Below are 23,995 nucleotides of genomic sequence, written 5' to 3'. Positions count from 1 at the left end.
CCGACGCGGCGCGTGAATCAGCGCCGTTCGTCGGCGATATGGCTGCGGATCACGTCCGCGAACGACGTGTCGCCCTTCAACCCGAGCGCTTCCGCGCGCGTCGTGTCCCAGCGGCCCGGCCAACTGCCGACGATCTTCTCGACCCGCTCGTCGGGCGCATGGCGGATCAGTTTCACGACTTCGTCTCCCGCGACTTCGCGCAGCGCTTCGATCATCTCGTCGACCGACACCGACAGGCCGGGCAGGTTGATCACGCGCTTGTTGCCGAGCTTCGCGCTGTCGATCTCGCAGCCCGCGACGAGCGCTTCGATCGCACCGCGCGGCGACAGCAGCCACAGCCGCGTCGAACCCGGCACCGGGCACACGCTTTCCTCGCCGTTCAGCGGCTCGCGGATGATGCCGCTCGCGAACGACGAAGCAGCCGCGTTCGGGCGGCCGGGCCGCACGCTGATGGTCGGCAGCCGCAGCACGCGGCCGTCGACGAAGCCGCGCCGCGCGTAGTCGCACAGCAGCAGTTCGGCGATCGCCTTCTCGGCGCCGTACGACGATTGCGGGTTCAGCGCGGTGTCGTCCTGCACGACGTCGGGCAGCGCGCCGCCGTAGACCGCGACGGAGCTCGTGAACACGACGCGCGGCTGGTGCCCGCGTGCGCGGCACACTTCGAGCAGCGTGCGCGATGCGTCGAGGTTGATCCGCATGCCGAGATCGAAATCGGCTTCGGCCTGCCCGCTGACGATCGCCGCGAGGTGGAAGATCGCGCCGGTCTGCGTGTCGATCGCGCTTTCGAGCACCGCGCGATCGGCGATGTCGCCGACGATCGCCGTCACGCGCGCATCGCCGAAATCGCTGCCCTTGACGACGTCGAGCAGCACCAGCTCGTCGATCTTGCTGGTCCGCCCGTCGGGGCCGCTCAGTTCGCCGCGTTCGAGCAGCTTGCGCGCGAGACGCTGGCCGAGAAAGCCGGCGCCGCCGGTGATCAGTACTTTCATGTTCCTTATCCTTGTGGGAATACTGGATTACAGGTACGGTCAGGGCCTATTCCCGCCAATAACGGGCTTGCGAACGTGCCTTTCCGGCTGTAGTGCAAGAAGCGTGTCGCGCGGTTTGGCGAGCCAAACAAGCGACGCGCGACGCCGCAATACGGCCGGAAAGGCACGTTCCCCTGACTAAAAAAATCATTCGTGGGGCTGGCCGCCAGAAGGGCCGATCGCTGCGTCATGCTCCTTGCGAATACGTCGAGTATTCGCTTCGTCGCAATCCTTGCGCTCGGCCCTTCTGGCGGCCAGCGCAAGCCCGTTATTGGCGGGAATAGGCCCTAAGCCAGCCGAGGCCGGCCGACGTGCCGGCCTTCGGGCGGTATTCGCAGCCGATCCAGCCGTCGTAGCCGAGCGCGTCGATCAGCTCGAACAGGTACGGGTAGTTGAGTTCGCCGAGATCCGGCTCGTGGCGCTCGGGCACGCCCGCGATCTGGATGTGGCCGATGCCCGCGAAATCGCGCTTGAGCTTCATCGCGAGATCGCCTTCGACGATCTGGCAGTGGTAGCAGTCGAACTGCACCTTCAGGTTCGGCGCGCCGACTTCCGCGCAGATCGCGTGCGCGTCGTCCTGGCGGCTCAGGAAATAGCCGGGCATGTCGCGCTGGTTGATCGGCTCGATCAGGATCGTGACGCCGCGCGCGGCGGCGGCCTGCGCCGCATGCCGCAGGTTCGACAGGTAGGTGTCGCGATGGCGTGCGCGGTCGGCGCCCGGCGCGACCATGCCGGCCATCACGTGCAGCTTCTTGTTGCCGAGCACGCGCGCATAGTCGAGCGCCTGGTCGATGCCGCGGCGGAATTCGTCCTCGCGGCCCGGCAGCGACGCGATGCCGCGTTCGCCCGCGGTCCAATCGCCCGGCGGCGCGTTGAACAGCGCCTGTTCGAGGTTGTGCGAGTCGAGGCGCGCGCGGATGTCCTCGGCGGCGAAGTCGTACGGGAACAGGTACTCGACGGCCTTGAAGCCGTCGTAGGCGGCAGCGGCGAAGCGTTCGAGGAACGCGTGCTCGTTGTACATCATCGAGAGGTTGGCGGCGAAGCGTGGCATGGCAGCGGGTCCTGTGAATGAATGGGGCGGGGCGTACCGCGCCCCGCGTCGAAAGGCGGCTCAGCGGCTCGGCAACTCAGCGGTTCACGAGTTTCGCTGGCGTGAGCCACACGGCGATCGCGCCGATCACGAGCATCGCCGCCAGCACGTACATGCCGGACGACGTGCTGTGCGTGGCGTCCTTCAGGTAGCCGATCACGTACGGGCTCGCGAAACCGGCGAGGTTGCCGACCGAGTTGATGATCGCGATCCCGGCCGCGGCCGCGGAGCCCGCGAGGAACGCGGTCGGCAGCGACCAGAACAGCGGTGCGCAGGTCAGCACGCCGCCCGCCGCGAGCGACAGGAACACGATCGACACCACCGTATTGTGCGAGTACGACGCGGCGACCGCAAACCCGACCGCGCCCATCAGCGCGGGCACGATCAGGTGCCAGCGGCGTTCGCGGCGCTTGTCCGCGCTGTGGCCGAACAGGTTCATCACGACGATCGCGACGACGAACGGGATCGCGGACAGCAGGCCGATCTGGAGCGTATCGGTGATGCCGGTCGATTTCACGAGCGTCGGCATCCAGAACGTGAGGCCGTACTGGCCCGTGACGAACGCGAAGTAGATCAGCGACATCCACCACATGCGCGGGTCCGAGAACACGGCTTTCAGCGAATGGCCGTGCTGCTGCTGCTCCTGCGGCTGCGCGGCGATTTCGTCCTCGAGGAGCTGCTTCTCGCGCTCGTCGAGCCACTTCGCGCCGCGGATGCTGTTGTCGAGATACAGGATCGTCGCGATGCCGATGAGCACGGCCGGCACGGCTTCGATCATGAACATCCATTGCCAGCCGTGGAAACCCGAGCCGCCGTGGAAGCGCTCCATGATCCAGCCCGACAGCGGATTGCCGAAGATGCCCGATACGGGAATCGCGGACATGAACACCGCGATGATCTTCGCGCGGCGGTGCGACGGGAACCAGTACGTGAGGTACAGGATCACGCCGGGGTAGAAGCCGGCTTCCGCGAGGCCGAGCAGGAAGCGCAGCACGTAGAACTGCGTCGGCGTCTTCACGAACGCGAACAGCGCGGACAGCAGGCCCCACGTGATCATGATCCGCGCGATCCAGATGCGCGCGCCGAGGCGGTGCATCAGCAGGTTGCTCGGCAGTTCGAACAGAAAGTAGCCGAGGAAGAAGATGCCCGCGCCGAGCCCGAACACGGTTTCGCTGAACGCGAGATCCTGCGACATCTGCAGCTTCGCGAAGCCGACGTTCACGCGGTCGAGATACGCGACCACGTAGCAGAGCATCAGGAACGGCACGATGCGCCAGAACACTTTCTTGTAGGTGCGGTCGAGTTCCGCGGAATGAGCGGGCGCGGCGGGCGAGCGGCTTGCGGCCGCGTCGAGAGCAGTCATCGTCGTGTCTCCAGGGATGTCGTGTGCCGGCGGCGCGTACGCCGCCGGATCGTTTGTGTGTGCTGACGGAAAGCCCGCGCACACGGCGGGCATGGGAATCGGTGCGTGATCGGTACGTGGTGCGCGCCGCGTTACCAGCGCGCGCCGAAGGTCTGGCGCAGTTCGTCGAGCGCCGCGTCGGAAAGCGGCTCGGGCTTCGGGTTCGTCATCAGCCACAGCCTTGCGGTTTCCTCGAGCTCCTCGAGCGCATACGACGCGTGCGACACCGACGGCCCCCACATCACGGGGCCGAGGCGGTCGAGCAGCACGCCCCGCACCTGGCCAGCGAGCGCCGCGACTTCGGCCGCGACGGCCGGGTCGCCGGGGCGGCGGTAACGGATCAGCGGAATGTGGCCGACCTTCATCACGTAGTAGGGCGTGATCGGCGGCAGCACGTCGGTGTCGCGCCACACGCCCGCGAGCGTCAACGCGACGAGGTGCGTCGAATGCGTGTGGACGACGCCGTTCGCTTCCGCGTTGCGCGCGTAGATGCCGCGATGCAGCGCGAGCGTCTTCGACGGCTTGCCGCCCGATACGGGCTGGCCGTCCAGGCCTACTTTCGCGATGTCGTTCGGGTCGAGCCGGCCGAGGCACGCGTCGGTCGGCGTGATCAGCCAGCCGTCGGGCAGGCGCGCGCTGATGTTGCCGGCGCTGCCGACCGCGTGGCCGCGTGCGTACAGGCTCGCGCCGACGACGCAGATCTCTTCGCGCAGTTTCGCTTCGTCGCTCATCATGCGGCTCCGTCCAGCGCGCGCAGCGCCTTGTCGAAAAAGTCCGTCGTGCCGAAGTTGCCGGATTTCAGCGCGAGGCCGAGCGGCTGCGCATCGATGGTGGCCGTGGCGGGCACGCCCGGATCGATCTGCGCGCCGATCTGCAGCGATTTCACGTCGAGCGCCTGCACGACCGCGCCGGACGTCTCGCCGCCGGCGACGACGAACTTGCGCACGCCGAGTTCGCGCAGGCCCCGCGCGATCGCCGCGAGCGTGCTTTCGACGAGATGGCCGGCCGCCTCGACGCCGAGCGCCTGCTGCACGGCCTTCACTTCGTCGGGCGTGGCGGTCGCGTAGATCAGCACCGGCTGCGGCAGGTGCGCGCGCGCGAAGGCGAGCGCTTCAGCGACGACGGGCTCGCCGCGCGACGCCGCGAGCGGATCGATGCGGAAGCTCGGCCGCGTCGCGCGCCATGCGGCGACCTGCGCGTTGGTTGCTTTCGACGCACTGCCGGCGAGCACGGCCGACAGCCCGTCGATGCGCGGCAGCGACGCCGCGTTGTCGCGGTCGGGCAGTTGCTCCGCGCGGCGGAAATTCGCGGGCAGGCCGAGCGCGATGCCCGAGCCGCCGGTGACGAGCGGCAGGCCCGCGCAGGCTTCGCCGAGCACGTAGAGATCGCGGTCGGACAGCGCGTCGGCGATCGCGAAGCGCGCGCCTTCCGCGCGCAACTGGTCGATCCGCGCACGCACCGCGGCCGCGCCCAGCGCGATCGTGTCGTAGCGGATCAGGCCGACCGGCGATTTCGTCTGCCGCTGCAGCACGCGCACCAGGTTCGCGTCCTTCATCGGCGTGAGCGGATGGTTTTCCATGCCCGACTCGTTCAGCAGCACGTCGCCGACGAACAGGAGGCCGCGATAGATCGTGCGGCCGTTCTCGGGGAATGCCGGGCACGCGATCGTGAAGCCGCCGCCGGCCGCATCGAGCAGCGCGTCGGCCACCGGCCCGATGTTGCCCGCGTCGGTCGAATCGAAGGTCGAGCAGTACTTGAAGAAAAACTGCCGGCAGCCTTGCGCGCGCAGCCATTCGTACGCGGCGAGCGATTGCGCGACGGCATCGGCCGCGGGGATCGTGCGCGACTTCAGCGCGACGACGATCGCGTCGGCGTCGAGCGTTGCATTGCCGGCGGGCACGCCGATCGTCTGCACGGTGCGCATGCCGCTCTTGACGAGCATGTTCGCGAGATCGGTCGCGCCGGTGAAATCGTCGGCGATGCAGCCGAGCAGGGGACGGGAAGCGGAAGCGGTCATGGCGGGAACGTCGTACGAATCAGCGGGCGGGCGGCAGCGTGATGCCGGGGAAGGTCTTGATCACGGCGGAATCGTCCTCGCCGCCGTGGCCGGCGCTCGACGCGCTCATGAACATCTGGTGCGCGGTGGCCGACAGCGGCAGCGGGAACTTGCTGCGGCGCGCGGTATCGAGCACGAGGCCGAGATCCTTCACGAAGATGTCGACGGCCGACAGCGGCGTGTAGTCGCCGTTCAGGATGTGCGGCACGCGGTTCTCGAACATCCACGAGTTACCGGCGCTGTGCGTGATCACGTCGTACAGCGCGTCGGCATCGACGCCTTCGCGCAGGCCCAGCGCCATCGCCTCGGCGGCCGCCGCGATGTGCACGCCCGCCAGCAACTGGTTGATGATCTTCACCTTCGAGCCGATGCCGTGCGCGTCGCCGAGGCGATAGACCTTGCCGGCGATCGCGGCGAGTACGTCCTCGCAGCCCGCGTACGCGGCGGCCGGGCCGGACGTCATCATCGTCATCTCGCCCGATGCCGCGCGCGCGGCGCCGCCCGACACGGGCGCATCGAGCATCTGCAGGCCGGCGGCCTCGATGCGGGCACCGAGCGCGACCGCGAATTCGGGCGCGACGGTCGCGCTCGCGATCACGACGCCGCCCGGCTTCATCGCCGCGACCGCGCCGTGCTCGCCGAACAGCACGGTTTCCGTTTGTGCGGCATTGACGACGAGCGTGACGACGACGTCGCACTGCGCGCCGAGTTCGGCCGGCGTCGCGCAGGCAATGCCGCCTTCCGCGGCAAATGCCTGCAGCACGGTGTCGCGCACATCGCATGCGTGCACGCGCAAACCTGCGCGCAGCAGCGAGCGGGCGACGCCGAGGCCCATCGCGCCGAGGCCGATGACTCCAACATTTCGTGACATGGTCAACCTTGATCGATTCGGGAGAGGTTCGGGACAACGGCGGCGCCTGGCTCGGCAGGCGCCGCCGGCTTCAGCAGATGCCGGCTTTCGCGAGACGGCGGGCGGCGTTGTACATGTGCGTGCGCGCCGCGTTGCGCGCCGCCATCGGGTCGCGCGCGCGGATCGCGTCGGCGATCGCCGCGTGTTCCTCGCGCACCTGGCGCGAGAAATCCTCGCGCGTCGCTTCGTTGCTGCGCGTGACTTTCACGCCGGCTTCGAGGTACTGGTTCAGGAACTGCAGCGTCTTCAGGAAATACGGGTTGCCGGTGACGGCGGCTATCGTGCGGTGGAACGCGACGTCTTCCGCGACGCCGTCGCGACCTTCTGCGACTGCAGCGTCGATCTTGCGCAGCGCGTCGTCGATGTCGGCCATGTCGTCGGCGGAGTGGTGCAGCGCGGCTTCGGCCGCGACTTCAGCCTCGATCGCGCGGCGCACCGCGAGCAGGTGCGGCAGCGAGCTCGCCTCGACGGCTTCCGCGTAATCGATCCGCAGCGGCCGGATCGCGCCGTGCTGGTTCACGTACACGCCGCTGCCCTGGCGCGGCTCGACCACGCCTTCGTTCTTCAGCCGCGAGATCGCCTCGCGGATCACGGTGCGGCTCACGCCGAATTCCTGCGCGAGCACGGCTTCGGTCGGCAGCTTGCCGGTGGCCGAGAAACTGCCGACTTCGATCTGCTTGAGCAGTTGCTGCGCGACGTGATCGCTCATCGCGCGGGCGGGAATTTTCTCGAACATGGCGCTCTGGTTTGTAAGGTGATGTGGTCATCATACAAATTTGAGCGAAGTGAAGCATCCGGGATAACCCTCGATTTACGGTGTGCAACGTCGGTCAAATTGATTGAAACCGGTTCCAAAAGAATGGAAACCGGCGCGATTGCGTGCCGCTCTACGGTCGGTCAGGGAGGGGCCGGGTGCCCGTGGCCGTCAGTCGGCGACGTCCTCGACGGGGTCGGTCGTCGCATCCGGCGCCACGATGGCTTCCACCGCTTCGCCGCCGCGCTCGCGATACGCCGCCGGCGGCACGCCGAACTGCTTGCGAAATTCGCGCCCGAGGTGCGACGCATCGGCGAACCCGCAGCTCGACGCGATATCGGCCACCGTGCGGTCCGAGCTCGTCAGCAGCCACGCGGCCGTGCGCAGCCGCACCTGCTTCGCGAACACCTGCGGGCTCTTGCCGGTCTCGGCCTTGAACAGCCGCTCGAGCTGCCGCGTCGACAGGTCGAGCTTGCACGCGAGTTCCTCGAGCGGCAGCGTGCGCCCGACATGCTGTTCCATCAGGAGAATCGCGCGCTTGACCTTCGGATGCGTCGCGGGTTCGAGCCCCGGCGGATGCGGCTGCGGCGCGTTGCCCTTCTGCATCTCGCCGACGAGCAGGATGCGCAGCGCCTTCTGCACGGTCGCGTGGTCGAAATGGCGCAGCAGGATCGCGGCGGCGACGTCGATCGACGCGCGGCCGCCCGAGCAGGTGATCCGGCGCCGGTCGATCACGAACAGCCGGTCGGCGATCAGCAGGTCGGGATCGGCGGACGGGAAGCGTTCGATGAAATCCCAGTAGTGGAACCAGCTCACGCAGGTGCGGTAGCCGTCGAGCACGCCGGCGCGCATCAGCGTGAACACGCCGGTGCAGATCCCGACGACCGTCGCGCCGCCGGCCGCCGCGCGGCGGACGAAGTCGAGCGTTTCGGGGCCGGCTTGCGGCCCCGAATGCAGCAGCCCGCCGACCACGACCACATAGTCGAACGGCTCGGCCGCGTCGAACGTCTCCCACGGCGTGATCTGGATCCCGCAGCTCGCGCGCACCGGCGCGAGAGTCTCGCCGATCACGCTCCACGCGCAGCGCACGGGCTTGCTGTAGTCGCCGTCGTCGGCCGACAGCCGCAGCATGTCGACGAAGCCCGAGAACGCCGTCAGCGTGAAGTTCGGCAGCAGCACGATGCCGAAGCGGATGCGCCGCGGTGCGGGTTCTGCAAGGGGGGAAGCGGGTACGTCGGGTGTCATCGCGGCCAATCTCGTCACGCCGGGCAGGCGGTCTCACTCGTTTCACTCTGGTTGCGGGTACGGCTGCCGGGGCGGCGCGGATGTAGCCAGCGTCGCCGATCGGCTTCGGCCGGACTTGTGGTTTTCCGTCGCGAACCATCGCCAAACCGTACTTTTGCACCGGCCGGCGCGGCGCTTGGCGGCGCTATCCCACGCCGATGCCGTTTTTGTTCTATCGGCCAATTTTACGCTTTGATGTACTGGTGCCCAACGTCATTCCACGCATGTCATCCAGAGGAAGCCAGATGAACGTCAGCGCGTTCGACCTGTTCAAGATCGGCATCGGCCCGTCCAGTTCGCATACGGTCGGCCCGATGATCGCCGCGTGCCGCTTCGCGTCGCACGTGGAGGACGCGAACCTGCTCGGCTTCGTGCGCCGCGTGCGGGTCGAGCTGTACGGCTCGCTCGGCGCGACCGGCAAGGGCCACGGCACCGACAAGGCCGTGCTGCTCGGCCTCGAGGGCCACCTGCCCGACACGATCGATCCCGACCTGATCGAGCCGCGGCTCGCCGCGATCCGCGCGGAGAAGTCGCTGTCGCTGCTCGGCAAGCAGACGGTCCGCTTCGAGGAAAAGGAGCACATCGGCTTCTTTCGCAAGCTGATGAGCGGCACGAGCATCGTGCACCCGAACGGGATGCGCTTCCAGGCATTCGACGAACACGGCCAGTTGCTGGTCGAGAAAGAGTATTACTCGGTCGGCGGCGGCTTCGTCGTGAACCGCGACGGCGATCGCGTGAACGGCGTGCGCGCGGCGGTCGAGGTGCCCTATCCGTTCCGCACCGGCGACGACCTGATGCGCCAGTGCCGCGAACACGGGCTGTCGATCGCCGAGCTGATGCTGCGCAACGAAAGCGCGCTGCGCCCCGCCGACGAAGTGCGCGCCGGGCTGCTCGCGATCTGGCGCACGATGGCCGCATGCGTCGAGCGCGGCTGCAAGGTCGAAGGCGAGCTGCCGGGCCCGATGCGCGTGAAGCGCCGCGCGGCCGAGATGAACGGCAACCTGCGTGCGCGTTCGGAAGAGTCGCTGCGCGACCCGCTATCGATGCTCGACTGGGTCAACCTGTACGCGATGGCCGTCAACGAGGAAAACGCGGCGGGCGGGCGCGTCGTCACCGCGCCGACCAACGGCGCGGCCGGCGTGATTCCCGCGGTGCTGCACTACTACGTGAAGTTCGTGCCGGGCTCGAACGAAGCGGGCATCGTCGAATTCCTGCTGACGGCCGCGGCGATCGGGATCATCTACAAGGAAACCGCGTCGATCTCCGGCGCGGAAGTCGGTTGCCAGGGCGAAGTGGGCGTCGCGTGCTCGATGGCCGCGGCCGCGCTTGCCGCCGTGATGGGCGGCACGCCGGACCAGGTCGAGAACGCCGCCGAGATCGGCATGGAGCACAACCTCGGCATGACCTGCGATCCAGTCGGCGGGCTCGTGCAGATCCCGTGCATCGAGCGCAACGCGATGGGCGCGATCAAGGCGCTGAACGCATCGCGCATGGCGCTCAAGGGTAACGGCCAGCACTACGTGTCGCTCGATTCCGTAATCAAGACGATGCGCGAGACGGGTGCCGACATGAAGACGAAATACAAGGAAACGTCGCGCGGCGGTCTCGCCGTGAACGTCATCGAATGCTAACGAAGGGTCAATCATCATGAGCCGCTACTCGATATTCAGCCTGTTCCGCAACGGCCTCTCGTATCACGAGAACTGGGAAAAGCAGTGGAAGAGCCCGGAACCGAAGAAGGAATACGACGTCGTGATCGTCGGCGGCGGCGGCCACGGCCTCGCGACCGCGTACTACCTCGCGAAGGAACACGGGATCACGAACGTCGCGATCCTCGAGAAGGGCTGGATCGGCGGCGGCAACACCGCGCGCAACACGACGATCGTGCGTTCGAACTATCTGTGGGACGAATCGGCCGCGCTGTACGAGAAGGCGATGAAGCTGTGGGAAGGTCTGTCGCAGGACCTGAACTACAACGTGATGTTCAGCCAGCGCGGCGTGATGAACCTCGCGCACACGCTGCAGGACGTGCGCGACACCGAGCGCCGCGTCAACGCGAACCGGCTGAACGGCGTCGATGCCGAATTCCTGACGCCCGCGCAGATCAAGGAAATCGAGCCGACGATCAACCTGAACAGCCGCTATCCGGTGCTCGGCGCATCGATCCAGCGCCGCGCGGGCGTTGCGCGCCATGACGCGGTGGCCTGGGGCTTCGCGCGCGGCGCGGATCGTGCGGGCGTCGACATCATCCAGAACTGCCAGGTGACGGGCATTCGCCGCGAAGGCGGCGCGGTGGTCGGCGTCGATACGGTGAAGGGCTTCATCAAGGCGAAGAAGGTCGCGGTGGTCGCGGCCGGCAACACGACGACGCTCGCCGACATGGCCGGCGTGCGCCTGCCGATCGAAAGCCACCCGCTGCAGGCGCTGGTGTCCGAGCCGATCAAGCCGGTCGTCAACTCGGTGATCATGTCGAATGCGGTGCACGCGTATATCAGCCAGTCCGACAAGGGCGACCTCGTGATCGGCGCGGGCATCGACCAGTACACGGGCTTCGGCCAGCGCGGCAGCTTCCACATCATCGAGAGCACGCTGCAGGCGATCGTCGAGATGTTCCCGGTGTTCTCGCGCGTGCGGATGAACCGCCAGTGGGGCGGCATCGTCGACGTGTCGCCGGACGCGTGCCCGATCATCACCAAGACCGACGTGAAGGGCCTTTATTTCAACTGCGGCTGGGGCACCGGCGGCTTCAAGGCGACGCCCGGCTCGGGCTGGGTGTTCGCGCACACGATCGCTCGCGACGAACCGCATCCGCTGAACGCGCCGTTTGCACTCGACCGCTTCTACACGGGCCACCTGATCGACGAGCACGGCGCTGCCGCCGTTGCGCACTAACCCCACCATTGGAGAAAGAAACATGTTGCTGATCGAATGTCCGTGGTGCGGGCCGCGCGCCGAATCCGAATTCTCGTGCGGCGGCGAAGCCGACATCGTGCGCCCCGTCAACAACGAGAACATGACCGACCGCGAATGGGGCGAGTACGTGTTCATGCGCGAGAACAAGCGCGGGCTGCACAAGGAGCAATGGCTGCACACGCAGGGCTGCCGCCGCTGGTTCAAGGCCACGCGCGACACGGTGACCTACGATATCAAGGGTTACGAAACGTTCGGTGGCGCAGCTGCCGGCAACGCACACGAAGAGGGTACGAGCAAATGAGCCAGAAAGACCGTCTCGGCACCGGTGGCCGCATCAATCGCGCGATTCCGTTGACGTTCACGTTCAACGGCCGCACGTACCAGGGCTTCCAGGGCGACACGCTCGCGTCCGCGCTGCTCGCGAACGGCGTGCACTTCGTCGCGCGCAGCTTCAAGTACCACCGTCCGCGCGGGATCGTGACCGCGGACGTCGCGGAACCGAATGCCGTCGTGCAGCTCGAATCGGGCCCGTACACGGTGCCGAATGCGCGCGCGACCGAAATCGAGCTGTACCAGGGGCTCGTCGCGACGAGCGTGAACGCCGAGCCGACGCTCGAGAACGACAAGTACGCGATCAACCAGAAGTTCTCTCGCTTCCTGCCGGCCGGCTTCTACTACAAGACCTTCATGTGGCCGCGCAAGATGTGGCCGAAGTATGAAGAGAAGATCCGCGAGGCGGCCGGCCTCGGCAAGGCGCCCGAGGCGCTCGACGCCGATCGCTACGACAAGTGCTACGCGCACTGCGACGTGCTCGTCGTCGGCGGCGGCCCGTCGGGTCTCGCGGCCGCGCATGCGGCGGCCGTGGCCGGCGCGCGCGTGATCCTCGTCGACGACCAGCGCGAGCTCGGCGGCAGCCTGCTGTCGTGCCGCGCCGAGATCGACGCGAAGCCCGCGCTGCAGTGGGTCGAGAAGATCGAGGCCGAGCTGCGCAAGCTGCCCGACGTGACGATCCTGTCGCGCAGCACCGCGTTCGGCTACCAGGACCACAACCTCGTGACGGTCACGCAGCGCCTGACCGATCACCTGCCGGTGTCGATGCGCAAGGGCACGCGCGAGCTGCTGTGGAAGGTCCGCGCGAAGCGCGTGATCCTCGCCACCGGCGCGCACGAGCGTCCGATCGTGTTCGGCAACAACGACCTGCCGGGCGTGATGCTCGCGTCGGCCGTGTCCACCTACGTGCATCGCTTCGGCGTGCTGCCGGGCCGCAACGCGGTCGTGTTCACGAACAACGACCGCGCGTACCAGACCGCGCTCGACCTGAAGGCGTGCGGCGCGAAGGTGACGGTCGTCGATTCGCGCGCGTCGTCGAACGGCGCGCTGCCGGCCGCCGCGAAGCGGCAGGGCGTGACGGTGATGAGCGGCACCGTCGTGACGGGCGCATCGGGCAAGTGGCGCGTATCGTCGGTCGACGTCGCGTCCAGCACGAACGGCCAGGTGGGCGGCAAGCTGCAGACGCTGCCGTGCGACCTCGTCGCGATGTCGGGCGGCTTCAGCCCCGTGCTGCACCTGTTCGCGCAGTCGGGCGGCAAGGCCTGCTGGAACGACGAGAAGGCATGCTTCCTGCCGGGCAAGCCCGTGCAGGCGGAGTCGAGCATCGGTGCGGCGGCCGGCGAATTCGGCCTGGCGCGCGCACTGCGGCTCGCGGTCGATGCGGGCGCGGAAGCGGCGAAGGCGGCGGGCTTCACGGCCGCGCAGCGCCCGGTCGCGCCGCAGGTCGCCGAAACCGTCGAAGGCGCACTGCAGCCGCTGTGGCTCGTCGGCAGCCGCGAGGCCGCGGCGCGCGGGCCGAAGCAGTTCGTCGATTTCCAGAACGACGTGTCGGCTGCCGACATCCTGCTCGCCGCGCGCGAAGGCTTCGAATCGGTCGAGCACGTGAAGCGTTATACGGCGATGGGCTTCGGCACCGACCAGGGCAAGCTCGGCAACATCAACGGGATGGCGATCCTCGCGCAGGCGCTCGGCAAGTCGATTCCGGAAACCGGCACGACGACGTTCCGCCCGAACTACACGCCCGTGTCGTTCGGCACGTTCGCGGGCCGCGAGACCGGCGATTTCCTCGACCCGATCCGCAAGACCTGCGTGCATGAATGGCACGTCGAGCACGGCGCGCTGTTCGAGGACGTCGGCAACTGGAAGCGGCCGTGGTATTTCCCGAAGAACGGCGAGGATCTCCATGCGGCCGTGAAGCGCGAATGCCTCGCGGTGCGCAACAGCGTCGGCATCCTCGACGCATCGACGCTCGGCAAGATCGACATCCAGGGCCCCGACGCAGTGAAGCTGCTGAACTGGATGTACACGAACCCGTGGAACAAGCTCGAAGTCGGCAAGTGTCGCTACGGGCTGATGCTCGACGAGAACGGGATGGTGTTCGACGACGGCGTGACGGTGCGCCTCGCCGACCAGCATTTCATGATGACGACCACGACGGGCGGCGCGGCGCGCGTGCTCACGTGGCTCGAACGCTGGCTGCAGACCGAATGGCCCGACATGAAGGTGCGGCTCTCGTCCGTCACCGATCACTGGGCGACGTTCGCGGTGGTCGGCCCGAAGAGCCGCAAGGTCGTGCAGAAGGTGTGCCAGGACATCGACTTCGGCAACGAAGCGTTCCCGTTCATGAGCTACCGCAACGGCACCGTCGCGGGTGCGAAGGCGCGCGTGATGCGGATCAGCTTCTCGGGCGAACTGGCCTATGAAGTGAACGTGCCGGCGAACGCGGGCCGCGCGGTGTGGGAAGCGCTGATGGTGGCCGGTGCCGAGTTCGACATCACGCCGTACGGCACCGAGACGATGCACGTGCTGCGCGCGGAGAAGGGCTACATCATCGTCGGCCAGGATACCGACGGCTCGGTCACGCCGTACGACCTCGGGATGGGCGGGGTCGTCGCGAAGTCGAAGGACTTCCTCGGCAAGCGTTCGCTCGCGCGCTCGGACACCGCGAAGGAAGGTCGCAAGCAGTTCGTCGGCCTGCTGACCGAGGACGAGCAGTTCGTGCTGCCGGAAGGCGCGCAGATCATCGAGAAGGACACGCAGGTGTCGGCGGTCGATCCGACGCCGATGATCGGCCACGTGACGTCGAGCTACTACAGCCCGATCCTGAAGCGCTCGATCGCGCTCGCGGTGGTGAAGGGCGGCCTGAACAAGATGGGCGAGAGCGTCGTGATTCCGCTGGCCAACGGCAAGCGCATCACCGCGAAGATCTCGAGCCCGGTTTTCTACGATACCGAAGGGGTGCGTCAGCATGTGGAATGAAACGAGAAACCAGACGCAGGTGGCGGGCGCGGGCGGCGTGACGCTTGAATCGCCGTTCGTCGGCGCGACCGACGTGCTGAAGACGCACCAGGCGCGCGCATCGAAGAAGTTCAAGCTGCGCGAGCGGCCGTTCCTCGATCTCGTCAACGTGCGCGGCGAGTTGAGCGATCCGGCGTTCGTGAGCGCGTTCGAGCGCGTGGTCGGTTGCCGGCCGCCCGCTCAGCCGAACACGACCGTGCGCGGTGCGGAGTACGACGTGCTGTGGCTCGGCCCCGACGAGTGGCTCGTGCGCTCGAACGGACCGGTGCAGGCCGGCGTGCTCGAGGCAAAGCTCGCGGAGGCCGTGCAGGGCACGTATTCGGCGGCCGTCGATGTCGGCAGCGGCTACACGGTGGTCGAGATCAGCGGCGAACGCGTGCGCGACGTGCTCGCGCGCGGCTGCCCGCTCGATCTCCATCCGCGTGCGTTCAAGCCGGGCCAGTGCGCGCAGTCGCATTACTTCAAGGCGTCGATCGTGCTGATCCCGACCGGCGACGATGCGTACGAGATCGTGCTGCGCCGCAGCTTCGCCGACTACTTCGTGCGCATCATGCTCGACGCCGCCGAGCCGCTCGCGTCATGAAGCCGTTCGACGAACCGTTCGTGGCGATCGACGCGCCGCGCCTGCGCGGGCGCGGCTGGAGCGTGTTCGTCGACGAACTGAAGGTGCCCGCGCGGATCGGCATTCACGCGCACGAGCATGAAGCGCCGCAGCCGATCGTGATCGATGCGCGGCTTGGGTATCGCTGCGAGCCGAGCGAGCAGGGCGAGTGGATCGATTACGACGGCTATTGCGCGCGCGTCGCGTCGTTTCTGTCGCACAAGCCGCATACGCGGCTGCTGGAGACGCTCGTCGCCGATATCGCGGTGCTGTCGTTTCGCGAATGGCCGGCGCTGGAGTCGCTGACGCTGTCGGTGTACAAGCCGAAGATCCGGCCGGGCACGAAGCGCGTCGGCGTGTCGCTCGACTGGACGCGCGGGGATTATTTGCGGTGGACGGGGGCGGCGGGGCAGATTTGATGCGGCCGGATGGCAGCAGTCGGCCGCGGCTTGCCGATGTGCATTGTTCCTGAAATATCAGAACAATCTGAGTGCCGTCGAGGCGGAAGGCTTTGTTCCTGAAATATCGGAACAAAGCCTTCCGCCTTATGTTGTCTCCGTAACGAACCGATGCCGCGACACCCGTTCCGGCGTGTCGCGGCATCGCGCCGTGCGGATGCGTTACGCCGCAGCCGCGCCGCTCAACGCCGGATAGTCGACGTACCCGCGCGCATCGCCGCCGAAGAACGTGTCGCGCTGCGCGTCGTTCATCGGCGCGCCGGTCTTCAGCCGCGTCACGAAATCCGGATTCGCGAGCACCATCTGGCCGTACGCTTCGAGATCGGCGAGGCCCGTTGCGACATCCGTGCCGATCGCGTCGCGCGTGCGGCCCGGCCGGTTCACGATCAGCGTACCGCTCCAGCGCTCGCGCAGGTCCGCGAGCAGCGGCTCGTCGCCCTGGTGCATCACGTGCAGGTACGCGAGGCCGAGCCGGTCGAGCTGCGTCGCCAGGTGGCGATACAGGTCCGGCCCTTCCGCGCCTTCGTCGATCCCCCACAACGTGGTGCCGGGCGACAGGCGGATCGCCGTGCGGTCCGCACCGATCTCGTCGGCGATCGCCTCGGCGACCTCGATCGCGAAGCGCGCGCGATTCTCGATCGAACCGCCGTAGGCGTCGCTGCGCGTGTTGGCGTTCGGCGCGAAGAACTGCTGGACCAGATACCCGTTCGCGCCATGGATCTCGACGCCGTCGGCGCCGGCCTCGATCGCGCGGCGCGCGGCGAAGCGGAAGTCGTTTACGGTGTCACGCACCTCGTCCGTCGTCAGCGCGCGCGGCGCGGGAATCTCCTGCATCCCCTTCACCGTGAACATCGGCACGCCCGGCGCGATCGCCGACGGCGCGACGCCCTGGCGATGATGCGGCGTATTGTCGGGGTGCGACATGCGCCCCACGTGCATCAACTGGATGAACAGGCGGCCGCCGCGCGCATGCACGCGGTCGCTGATCGCCTTCCAGCCGGCGACGTGCGCATCGGTGTAGATGCCGGGCGTCGTCAGGTAGCCCTGGCCGTCGTCCGACGGTTGCGTACCTTCGCTGACGATCAGGCCGAGGCCCGCGCGCTGCGCATAGTATTCGGCGGCCAGTTCGCCGGGCGTGCCGTCGAACGCGGCGCGGCTGCGCGTCATCGGCGCCATGACCAGGCGGTTTTGCAGCGTGTAGCGGCCGACACGGGCCGGGGTGAACAGTGCGTCCATGATGCGTGACTCCTCGAAGTTCGGGATGCAGGATCGGGGCGATCCCGCATCGGGCGGCGGCCGCGCACGTTGCGCCGACCTCGCCTCCACGTGTGCATCATCCATTGCTTCTTTTTCGAGATAAATATGGTAATTTGGATAACATTGATCCATTGATGGAGCAGTGGGCGTGGAGCTGCTGAACGACATGGCGCTGTTCGTGGAGGTCGTGAAGGCGAAGGGCTTTCGCAGCGCGGCCGACGCGCTGGGCATGCCGAATTCGACGCTGTCGCGGCGGATCGGCGCGCTGGAAAAAGCGATCGGCTTGCGGCTGCTGCATCGCACGACGCGGCGGATCGAGCTGACGGAGGCCGGGCAGCTGTATTTCGAGCGTTGCAAGCGCATCGTCGACGAGGCGCGGCTCGCGCACGAACAGCTCGGCGAACTGCTGGCCGAACCGGCGGGCGTGCTGCGCGCGTCGTTTCCGGTCGATTTCGCGGTGATCTACCTGACGCCGCTGATCGTCGAATTCGCGAACCGTCATCCGAAGCTGACGTTCGATTTCGAGCTGACGTCACGGCGCGTCGATCTGGTGAGCGAGCCGTTCGACGTCGCGATCCGCATCGGCGAATCGGCGGATTCGCAGCTCGTCGCGCGGCGGCTCGCCACGTTTCGCAATCACCTGTATGCGTCGCCGCGCTATCTGGAGCGTTCGGGCGAGCCGCGCGAGCCGGACGACCTGACGCGCCATCAGTGCCTGAGCGTGCAGCGCGTCGATGCGTGGACGCTGCATGACGATGCGCGGGAGGTCGAGGTGCCGGTGGGTGGTCGCTTCGTCGTGAACAGCGTCGGCATGATCCGGCAACTGGCCGTGCACGATGCGGGAATCATCCAGATGCCGGAGGAGGTCGTGGCCGACGACGTGGCCGCAGGAAGGTTGCGTCGCGTGCTACCTGGATGGGAGGGCGCGCCGGTGCCGGTCTATGCGATGACGGAAACGCGTTTGTTGCCCGCGAAGACGCAGATTTTCATTGAGTTTCTGCGCGAGCATTTCGCGCAGGCCTAGCGTCTCGAGCGGCCTGAAAGTATCGGGAGTACGCGCGGAACGCGCTTAGCGGGTGCTGCGGTTCGTGGCCGGCGCCGACGTCGACGATTCGCTGACCGGCACCATCCGTGCCTTCGTATCGTTCGCGGCTTTCGCGTCGTCGTCAGGTTCGAGCACGAACCGGAACGAATCGACCCGCTGCATCACCTTCGCCGCATACGCGTTCGAACCGCCATAGTTCTTCAGCCCGGCCTGCACGTTGCCGCCCGCCGCCCTCACATAGCCCGACAGGATCGCGGAGCCCGCTTCGACGTTCGCGTTCGGCTCGGTCAGATCCTTCACGTTGCGCAGCAGGCCGCGGTGCGCGGCCGGCACGACCTGCATCAGCCCCGTTGCGCCATGCTGGCCGCGCGCCTTTTCCTGGAAGCGCGATTCGATCGAAATGATGGCGTAAACGAGAGCCGGCGGCAGCGAATATTTCGTCGCGGTAACGCTCACGATATCGGCGAGCTTCGCGGCCCGTTCTTTCGCGACGCCGAATTTCTTCGACAGGTAGGCCGTGATGCGGCGGTTTGCTTCGTTCGGCTGATCGTTGGCGTCGGCGAGCGGCGCGGATGCGACGGACGGTGCCGATGCGGCTGCTTCGGGCGCGGACGCAGGCAGCGCGGACGCTTGCTGCGCCGATGCCTGTTGCGCGATGCCGAGCGAAAGCACGATCAGACAGAGAAACCGTCGCATGGTGGAGTGCGGGAAATTGGGAGGCGCATAGTATATCGGCCAATCGGCGCCGGTGGTCGAGCGCCGGCTCGAATGAAAGCGCCGTGTAGGCTTGTATCGGATCGCGATGACCGGTGGGCCGATCGTTGCATGGGCACGCATCGGAGTCCGGATGAATGTCACCGTCGGTTCCGGGATCGTATCCTCATTTCCCGTGCATGGAAAAGCGACGCGAACCGCCTATGCGCGCCGCGCGGCAGCCACCCGCGCAATCGCGCCGATCGCATCGCTGACGAGCACCGCGAGCAGCCCGACGATCACGCCGCCTTGCAGCACGAACGCGGTGTTCGACGTCTGCAGGCCCGCGATGATCACGTCGCCGAGCCCGCGCGCGGCGACCGTCGAGCCGATCGTCGCGGTGCCGAGATTGATCACGACCGCGAGCCGGATGCCGTTGACGATCACCGGAAATGCGAGCGGCAGCTCGACCGACACCAGTTGCTGCCAGCCGCTCATCCCCATCCCGCGCGCGGCGTCGACGACGTCGCGCGGCACGTCTTCGAGCCCCGCGATCGTGCTTTCGAAAATCGGCAGGAGCCCGTACAGCACGAGCGCGATCAGCACGGGTTTCAATCCGAAGCCGACGGCCGGCACCGCAAGTGCGAGCACCGCGACTGGCGGGAAAGTCTGGCCGATATCGACGACGCTGCGCGCGACCGGCAGGAAATCCGCGCCGGCCGGCCGCGTGACGAAGATGCCGGCCGCGACCGCGACGATCGTGCCGATCAGGCTCGACAGCGCGACCGTGCCGAGATGCGCGAGCGTGAGGTCGAGCAGGCTCGCGCGATCGTAGATGACCGGTGCGCCGTTGTCCGCGAACGGCGCGAACAGACCTTGCAGCCATGCAGGGCGCAACAGCAGCACGAGCAGCAGCGCGAGTGCGGTCGCACGGGCCGCATACGCTGGCAGCCGCCGACGCAGCGCCGAGCGCGTTGGCCGCGCACTGTGCGTCGTCATGCGGGTTTCCTCGCGTGTGCACGAATCGCATCGAGCGTGATGCGGCGCGCGACGCGGCCGTTGCCGTCGTCCACGGGAAGCGCGTCCGCACCGCGCCACAGCAGCTCGGACACCGCATCGCGCAGCGTGCGCGTCGCGGCGATCGGTTCGCCGTCGGCATGACCGGGTTCGGCTACCGCGTCGATTGGCGTCAGCGCGAGCAGGCGCAGCGGCCGGTCGACACCCGCGACGAGCTGCTCGACGACGCCGGCCGCCGGCTTGCCGAGAATCTCGGCGGGCGGCGCGACCTGCAGCAGCCGTCCGCCGTCCATCACCGCGATCGTGTCGCCGAGCTTCAGCGCTTCCTCGATATCGTGCGTGACGATCACGACCGTGACGCCGAGGCGGCGCTGCAACGCGAACAGGTCGTCCTGCGCCTTGCCGCGAATGATCGGATCGAGCGCGCCGAACGGTTCGTCCATCAGCAGCATCCCGGGCTCGGCCGCGAGCGCGCGCGCGACGCCGACGCGCTGCTGCTGGCCGCCCGACAATTCGTGCGGCAGCTTGTCGGCGAACTCGGCCGGCGCGAGATGGAACAGGTCGAGCAATTCGTTCACGCGCGCTTCGATGCGCGCAGGCGGCCAGCCGAGCAGGCGCGGCACGGTCGCGATGTTGCGCGCGACGCTCCAGTGCGGAAACAGCCCATGCCCCTGGATCGCATAACCGATGCCGCGTCGAAGCTGCTCGGGCGCGACGCTCGCCGTATCGACGCCGTCGATGCGGATCGTGCCGCTGGTGGGCGCGATCAGCCGGTTGATCATGCGCAGCAGCGTCGACTTGCCGCTGCCCGACGCGCCGACGAGCGCGGTGATCGTGCCGCGCTTCATCGTCAGCGATACGTCGTCGACGGCGACGACGTCGCCGAAGCGTTTGCCGACACGTTCGATTTCGATCATCCCGCACGCCCCTTCGCGAGCGACGTCGCGGCTTCGAACACGACGGCGGCCGCCAGTGCGAGCGCGATCGTCGGGATCGCACCGAGCAGCACGAGATCGGCGGCCGATTGCCCGATCCCCTGGAAGATGAAGGTGCCGAACCCGCCGCCGCCGATCAGCGCGGCGACCGCGGTCAGGCCGATGTTCTGCACGAGCACGATGCGCACGCCGCTCAGGATCACCGGCAGCGCGAGCACGAGATCGACGCGCAGCAGCCGCTGAGCGCGCGTCATGCCCATCGCGCGCGCCGCTTCGGTCACGTGCGGCGGCACTTGCTCGAGCCCGACCACGACGCTCGATGCGATCGGCAGCAGCGAATACAGGAACAGCGCGAGCACGGCCGGCGCGACGCCGATCCCGCGTATGCCGAGCGCGGCCGCGAGCGGCACGTGCGCGGCGAGCAGGCCGAGCGGCGCCATCATCAGCCCGTACATCGCGATGCTCGGGATCGTCTGCACGACATTGAGCACGGGCATCGCGACGGTGCGCACCGCCGCGATGCGCGCGCACGCGATGCCGAGCGGCACACCGGCGACGAGCGCGGCCGCGACCGAGCCGCCCGCGAGCGACACGTGCCGGGTTGCTTCGCGCCAGAAATCGTCGCTGCGCACCGCGTATTCGCGCATCACGGAGAGGCCGTCCCACCAGCCGCTCGCGAGCGGCACCGAGATCGCCGCAATCGCGACGACGAGCGCGACGAGGCGCCGCCACGGGCCGAACGCGAGTCGCGCGAGCGCATCGGCGACGAGCACGGCCCACGCGAACAGCAGCAGCCAGACGCCGGCGGCGGGCGACACGCGCGCGAGCATGTCGTCGGGTGCGACGACGTGCGTCGCGGCTACGCCGACCGCATACGCGAGCGTCGCGAGCCACGCGCTGCCGGCCGCGAGCCGCCACGCGGGGCGGCTCGCCGTCATCGCCCACAGCGCGCCGGCGATCCATAGCGCGGCGAACACAGCGCCCTGCATGGCGGGCAGCGCGGCGAACACGGACAGATCGGCGCCGGCCGCGATCCGGTTCGGCCGCAGCACCGCGAACGGCAGGCCGAGCACGCCGACGATCGTCAGTACTCCGATCAGGATGCCGACCTTGTCGGGTGTCACGCGCCGCGCGGACGCTGCCGCGCGACCCGTCATTTAACGAAGCCCTTCGATTTCAGATAGCTTTTCGCGACGCCGGCCGCCGGCTCGCCGTTGATCTGGATGCGCGCGTTCAGCGCCTGCAGCGTCTTCAGGTCGAGGCTTGCAAACACGGGCTGCAGGTAATCGGCGATCTGCGGATGCGCTTTCAGCACGGCTTCGCGGATCACGGGCGTCGGCGCGTAGACCGGCTGCACGTGCTTGTCGTCGTCGAGCACCGCGAGGCCGCTCGACGCGATGCCGCCGTCGGTGCCGTAGACCATCGCGGCATTCACGCCGTCGGTCTGGTTCGCGGCGGCCTTGATCGTCGCGGCCGTGTCGCCGCCGGACAGCACGACGAGCTGCTCGGGCTTCAGCTTGAAGCCGTACGCCTTCTCGAACGAAGGCAACGCGGACGCGCTGTTCACGAATTCGGCCGACGCGGCGAGCTTCAGCTTGCCGCCGCCCGCGATCCACTTGCCGAAATCGGAGAAGGTCTTCAGGTGCTGCGATTGCGCGACAGGCGCGAGCACGGCGACGCCCCAGGTGTTGTTCGCGGGCGCCGGTGCGAGCCACACGAGACGGTTCGCCGCGTAGTCGAGCTTCTTCGCGGTGTCGTAGCCTTGACTTGCGTTCTTCCACACGGGATCGTCGGCCTTGTTGAAGAAGAACGCGGCGTTGCCCGTGTATTCGGGGTAGATGTCGATCTCGCCGCTCGTGAGCGCCTTGCGCACGATCGGCGTCGTGCCGAGCGCGATCTTTTCGGTGACCGGAATGCCGTGGGCCTTCAGCACCTGCGCGATGAGGTTGCCGAGCAGGTTGCCTTCGGTGTCGATCTTCGACGACACCACGACGGGCGTGTCGGCGTGTGCGCCGGGCGCGACGAGGGCGGCGGCAAATGCGAGGCCCAGGATCCGGGCGGGCAGGGCGAGCTTCATCAGGGCCAATCTCCAGGACGGGGGCGTACGCCGAAAGTTACTTGACTGAGCCGGCTTTGGCAAACCGCGTGCGGCGGCGTGTCCACAGCCCGTGTGGGGATAACCCGCAGCCGTCATGCGAGCTTGCTACACTGAAATCCGTTCCCGCCTGCGGACACTTGCTGACATGAAGCCCGAGCTGCTGGTCCTCATCGCATTGCGCGGCGACGCGCATCGCGAGATCGCCGCGTCGTTCGACGTGCGCTACGCCCCGACCGCCGAAGAACGCGAACGCGCGATCGCCGAGCACGGCGGCACGATTCGCGCGGTGCTGACCAACGGCAGCACGGGCCTCGCCGCTGCCGACATCGACCGGCTCCCGCGGCTCACGTTCGTTAGCGCGCTCGGCGCCGGCTACGAGCATATCGACGTCGCGCATGCGAAGGCGCGCGGCATCACGGTCGTGACGGGCGCCGGTACCAACGACGATTGCGTCGCCGATCACGCGTTCGCGCTGCTGCTCGCGGCGGTGCGCGGCGTCGTGCGGCTCGATGCGAAAACCCGCGCGGGTGTATGGCGCGAAGGGTTGCCGATGCCGCCGAACGTGTCGGGCAAGAAGCTCGGCATCGTCGGGCTCGGCAAGATCGGCGAGAAGTGCGCACGCCGCGCGGCCGGCTTCGACATCGAGATCGGTTATCACAACCGTTCCGCGAAGGATGTTCCTTACCGCTATTTCGACCGGCTCGACGCGCTCGCGCAGTGGGCCGATTTCCTGATCGTCGCGACGCCGGGCGGCGCGGGCACGCGGCACATGATCGACCGCGCGGTGCTCGACGCGCTCGGCCCCGGTGGTTTTGTCGTCAACGTATCGCGCGGCAGCGTTGTCGATACCGCTGCTTTGGCGGATGCGCTGCGCGAAGGGCGCATCGCGGGCGCGGGGCTCGACGTGTATGAAGGGGAACCGGAGCCGCCGCGCGCGCTGACGGATCTCGACAGCGTCGTGCTGACGCCGCACATGGGCGGCTGGTCGCCCGAGGCGCTCGATCGTTCGGTGCAGCAGTTTCTCGATAACGCCGCGCGGCATTTCGCGGGGCAGCCGGTGCTGACGCCCGTTTGAGTCGGGGTTTTCGGAGATAAAACAGTGCGGA

General features: G+C 67.8%; 22 protein-coding genes. 8 read left to right on the top strand and 14 right to left on the bottom strand.

The features are described from left to right. Nucleotides 1-17 precede the first annotated feature (17 nt). The 8 genes from denD to OEJ37_RS11685 form a co-directional block, all read right to left on the bottom strand. Nucleotides 18-989, bottom strand: a complete 972-nt coding sequence (gene denD, locus OEJ37_RS11720) for a D-erythronate dehydrogenase (RefSeq protein WP_174419421.1) — start codon at nt 987-989, stop codon at nt 18-20. 307 nt (nt 990-1,296) lie between these two features. Further along, the gene (otnI, locus tag OEJ37_RS11715) at nt 1,297-2,079 is read right to left on the bottom strand and encodes a 2-oxo-tetronate isomerase (protein WP_263344369.1); all 783 of its coding nucleotides are present in this window, start codon (nt 2,077-2,079) and stop codon (nt 1,297-1,299) included. Nucleotides 2,080-2,155: 76 nt separating this feature from the next. Beyond that, entirely contained in the window at nt 2,156-3,481 is a 1,326-nt protein-coding gene (locus OEJ37_RS11710; RefSeq protein ID WP_174419423.1) for an MFS transporter, read from the bottom strand. Nucleotides 3,482-3,612: 131 nt separating this feature from the next. Further along, nucleotides 3,613-4,254 (bottom strand): aldolase, encoded by a 642-nt coding sequence (locus OEJ37_RS11705; protein WP_411859257.1) that lies wholly within the window; start codon nt 4,252-4,254, stop codon nt 3,613-3,615. Continuing rightward, complete coding sequence (gene otnK / locus OEJ37_RS11700; RefSeq protein WP_263344368.1) at nt 4,251-5,537, bottom strand: 3-oxo-tetronate kinase; 1,287 nt, start codon at nt 5,535-5,537, stop codon at nt 4,251-4,253. Before otnK ends, OEJ37_RS11705 begins: the two co-directional genes overlap by 4 nt. 19 nt (nt 5,538-5,556) lie before the next feature. Next, entirely contained in the window at nt 5,557-6,447 is an 891-nt protein-coding gene (ltnD, locus tag OEJ37_RS11695; protein ID WP_006489132.1) for an L-threonate dehydrogenase, read from the bottom strand. Nucleotides 6,448-6,517: 70 nt separating this feature from the next. Continuing rightward, nucleotides 6,518-7,222, bottom strand: a complete 705-nt coding sequence (locus OEJ37_RS11690; RefSeq protein ID WP_263344367.1) for a FadR/GntR family transcriptional regulator — start codon at nt 7,220-7,222, stop codon at nt 6,518-6,520. A 189-nt stretch (nt 7,223-7,411) separates the two neighbouring features. Then, nucleotides 7,412-8,485, bottom strand: a complete 1,074-nt coding sequence (locus tag OEJ37_RS11685; RefSeq protein WP_175918562.1) for a GlxA family transcriptional regulator — start codon at nt 8,483-8,485, stop codon at nt 7,412-7,414. A gap of 284 nt (nt 8,486-8,769) precedes the next feature. On the opposite strand from OEJ37_RS11685, the gene OEJ37_RS11680 reads away from it, so the two are divergent. The 6 genes from OEJ37_RS11680 to OEJ37_RS11655 are packed head-to-tail and all read left to right on the top strand — an operon-like array spanning nt 8,770 to nt 15,805. Then, a complete protein-coding gene (locus OEJ37_RS11680; protein ID WP_034180814.1) occupies nt 8,770-10,155 on the top strand; it encodes an L-serine ammonia-lyase in 1,386 nt (461 codons plus the stop codon). A gap of 16 nt (nt 10,156-10,171) precedes the next feature. Then, nucleotides 10,172-11,416: a sarcosine oxidase subunit beta family protein gene (locus tag OEJ37_RS11675; RefSeq protein WP_006480591.1), complete on the top strand. Its 1,245-nt coding sequence runs from the start codon at nt 10,172-10,174 to the stop codon at nt 11,414-11,416. Nucleotides 11,417-11,438: 22 nt separating this feature from the next. Next, nucleotides 11,439-11,738, top strand: coding sequence for a sarcosine oxidase subunit delta (locus tag OEJ37_RS11670; protein WP_065501223.1), 300 nt, complete (start codon nt 11,439-11,441; stop codon nt 11,736-11,738). Beyond that, the gene (locus tag OEJ37_RS11665; RefSeq protein ID WP_263344365.1) at nt 11,735-14,746 is read left to right on the top strand and encodes a sarcosine oxidase subunit alpha family protein; all 3,012 of its coding nucleotides are present in this window, start codon (nt 11,735-11,737) and stop codon (nt 14,744-14,746) included. Before OEJ37_RS11670 ends, OEJ37_RS11665 begins: the two co-directional genes overlap by 4 nt. Further along, nucleotides 14,736-15,368, top strand: coding sequence for a sarcosine oxidase subunit gamma (locus OEJ37_RS11660; protein ID WP_152856507.1), 633 nt, complete (start codon nt 14,736-14,738; stop codon nt 15,366-15,368). Before OEJ37_RS11665 ends, OEJ37_RS11660 begins: the two co-directional genes overlap by 11 nt. Continuing rightward, complete coding sequence (locus OEJ37_RS11655) at nt 15,365-15,805, top strand: dihydroneopterin aldolase (RefSeq protein ID WP_034180809.1); 441 nt, start codon at nt 15,365-15,367, stop codon at nt 15,803-15,805. Before OEJ37_RS11660 ends, OEJ37_RS11655 begins: the two co-directional genes overlap by 4 nt. A 201-nt stretch (nt 15,806-16,006) precedes the next feature. On the opposite strand, the gene OEJ37_RS11650 is transcribed toward OEJ37_RS11655, so the two are convergent. After that, nucleotides 16,007-17,080 (bottom strand): alkene reductase, encoded by a 1,074-nt coding sequence (locus tag OEJ37_RS11650; protein WP_263344364.1) that lies wholly within the window; start codon nt 17,078-17,080, stop codon nt 16,007-16,009. A gap of 169 nt (nt 17,081-17,249) precedes the next feature. On the opposite strand from OEJ37_RS11650, the gene OEJ37_RS11645 reads away from it, so the two are divergent. Next, complete coding sequence (locus tag OEJ37_RS11645) at nt 17,250-18,125, top strand: LysR family transcriptional regulator (protein ID WP_175918560.1); 876 nt, start codon at nt 17,250-17,252, stop codon at nt 18,123-18,125. A 45-nt stretch (nt 18,126-18,170) separates the two neighbouring features. Here the strand turns inward: OEJ37_RS11645 and OEJ37_RS11640 are convergent, their stop codons facing one another. The 5 genes from OEJ37_RS11640 to OEJ37_RS11620 all read right to left on the bottom strand — a co-directional run bounded on the left by OEJ37_RS11640 (nt 18,171) and on the right by OEJ37_RS11620 (nt 22,868). After that, nucleotides 18,171-18,842, bottom strand: coding sequence for a lytic transglycosylase domain-containing protein (locus OEJ37_RS11640; RefSeq protein WP_263344362.1), 672 nt, complete (start codon nt 18,840-18,842; stop codon nt 18,171-18,173). Nucleotides 18,843-19,061: 219 nt separating this feature from the next. Next, complete coding sequence (locus tag OEJ37_RS11635; RefSeq protein WP_263344361.1) at nt 19,062-19,838, bottom strand: ABC transporter permease; 777 nt, start codon at nt 19,836-19,838, stop codon at nt 19,062-19,064. Beyond that, nucleotides 19,835-20,773 carry an ABC transporter ATP-binding protein gene (locus tag OEJ37_RS11630; protein WP_152856503.1) on the bottom strand — a complete coding sequence of 313 codons (939 nt, stop codon included), beginning with the start codon at nt 20,771-20,773 and terminating at the stop codon, nt 19,835-19,837. The genes OEJ37_RS11635 and OEJ37_RS11630 overlap by 4 nt, the downstream gene beginning before the upstream one ends. Beyond that, entirely contained in the window at nt 20,770-21,948 is a 1,179-nt protein-coding gene (locus OEJ37_RS11625) for an ABC transporter permease (RefSeq protein WP_175918556.1), read from the bottom strand. The genes OEJ37_RS11630 and OEJ37_RS11625 overlap by 4 nt, the downstream gene beginning before the upstream one ends. Continuing rightward, nucleotides 21,945-22,868, bottom strand: a complete 924-nt coding sequence (locus OEJ37_RS11620; protein ID WP_174419435.1) for an ABC transporter substrate-binding protein — start codon at nt 22,866-22,868, stop codon at nt 21,945-21,947. Before OEJ37_RS11620 ends, OEJ37_RS11625 begins: the two co-directional genes overlap by 4 nt. Nucleotides 22,869-23,034: 166 nt before the next feature. Here OEJ37_RS11620 and OEJ37_RS11615 point away from each other — a divergent pair, with 166 nt between their 5' ends. Continuing rightward, nucleotides 23,035-23,964 carry a 2-hydroxyacid dehydrogenase gene (locus OEJ37_RS11615; RefSeq protein WP_263344360.1) on the top strand — a complete coding sequence of 310 codons (930 nt, stop codon included), beginning with the start codon at nt 23,035-23,037 and terminating at the stop codon, nt 23,962-23,964. The last annotated feature ends 31 nt before the right edge of the window (nt 23,965-23,995 follow it).

The sequence above is a fragment of the Burkholderia sp. BKH01 genome (assembly GCF_025685725.1).
In the GTDB taxonomy this organism is placed as follows: domain Bacteria; phylum Pseudomonadota; class Gammaproteobacteria; order Burkholderiales; family Burkholderiaceae; genus Burkholderia; species Burkholderia pyrrocinia_C.
The sequence above is the reverse complement of the archived record's forward strand: the minus strand, read 5'-3'. Positions and strand labels throughout refer to the sequence as shown.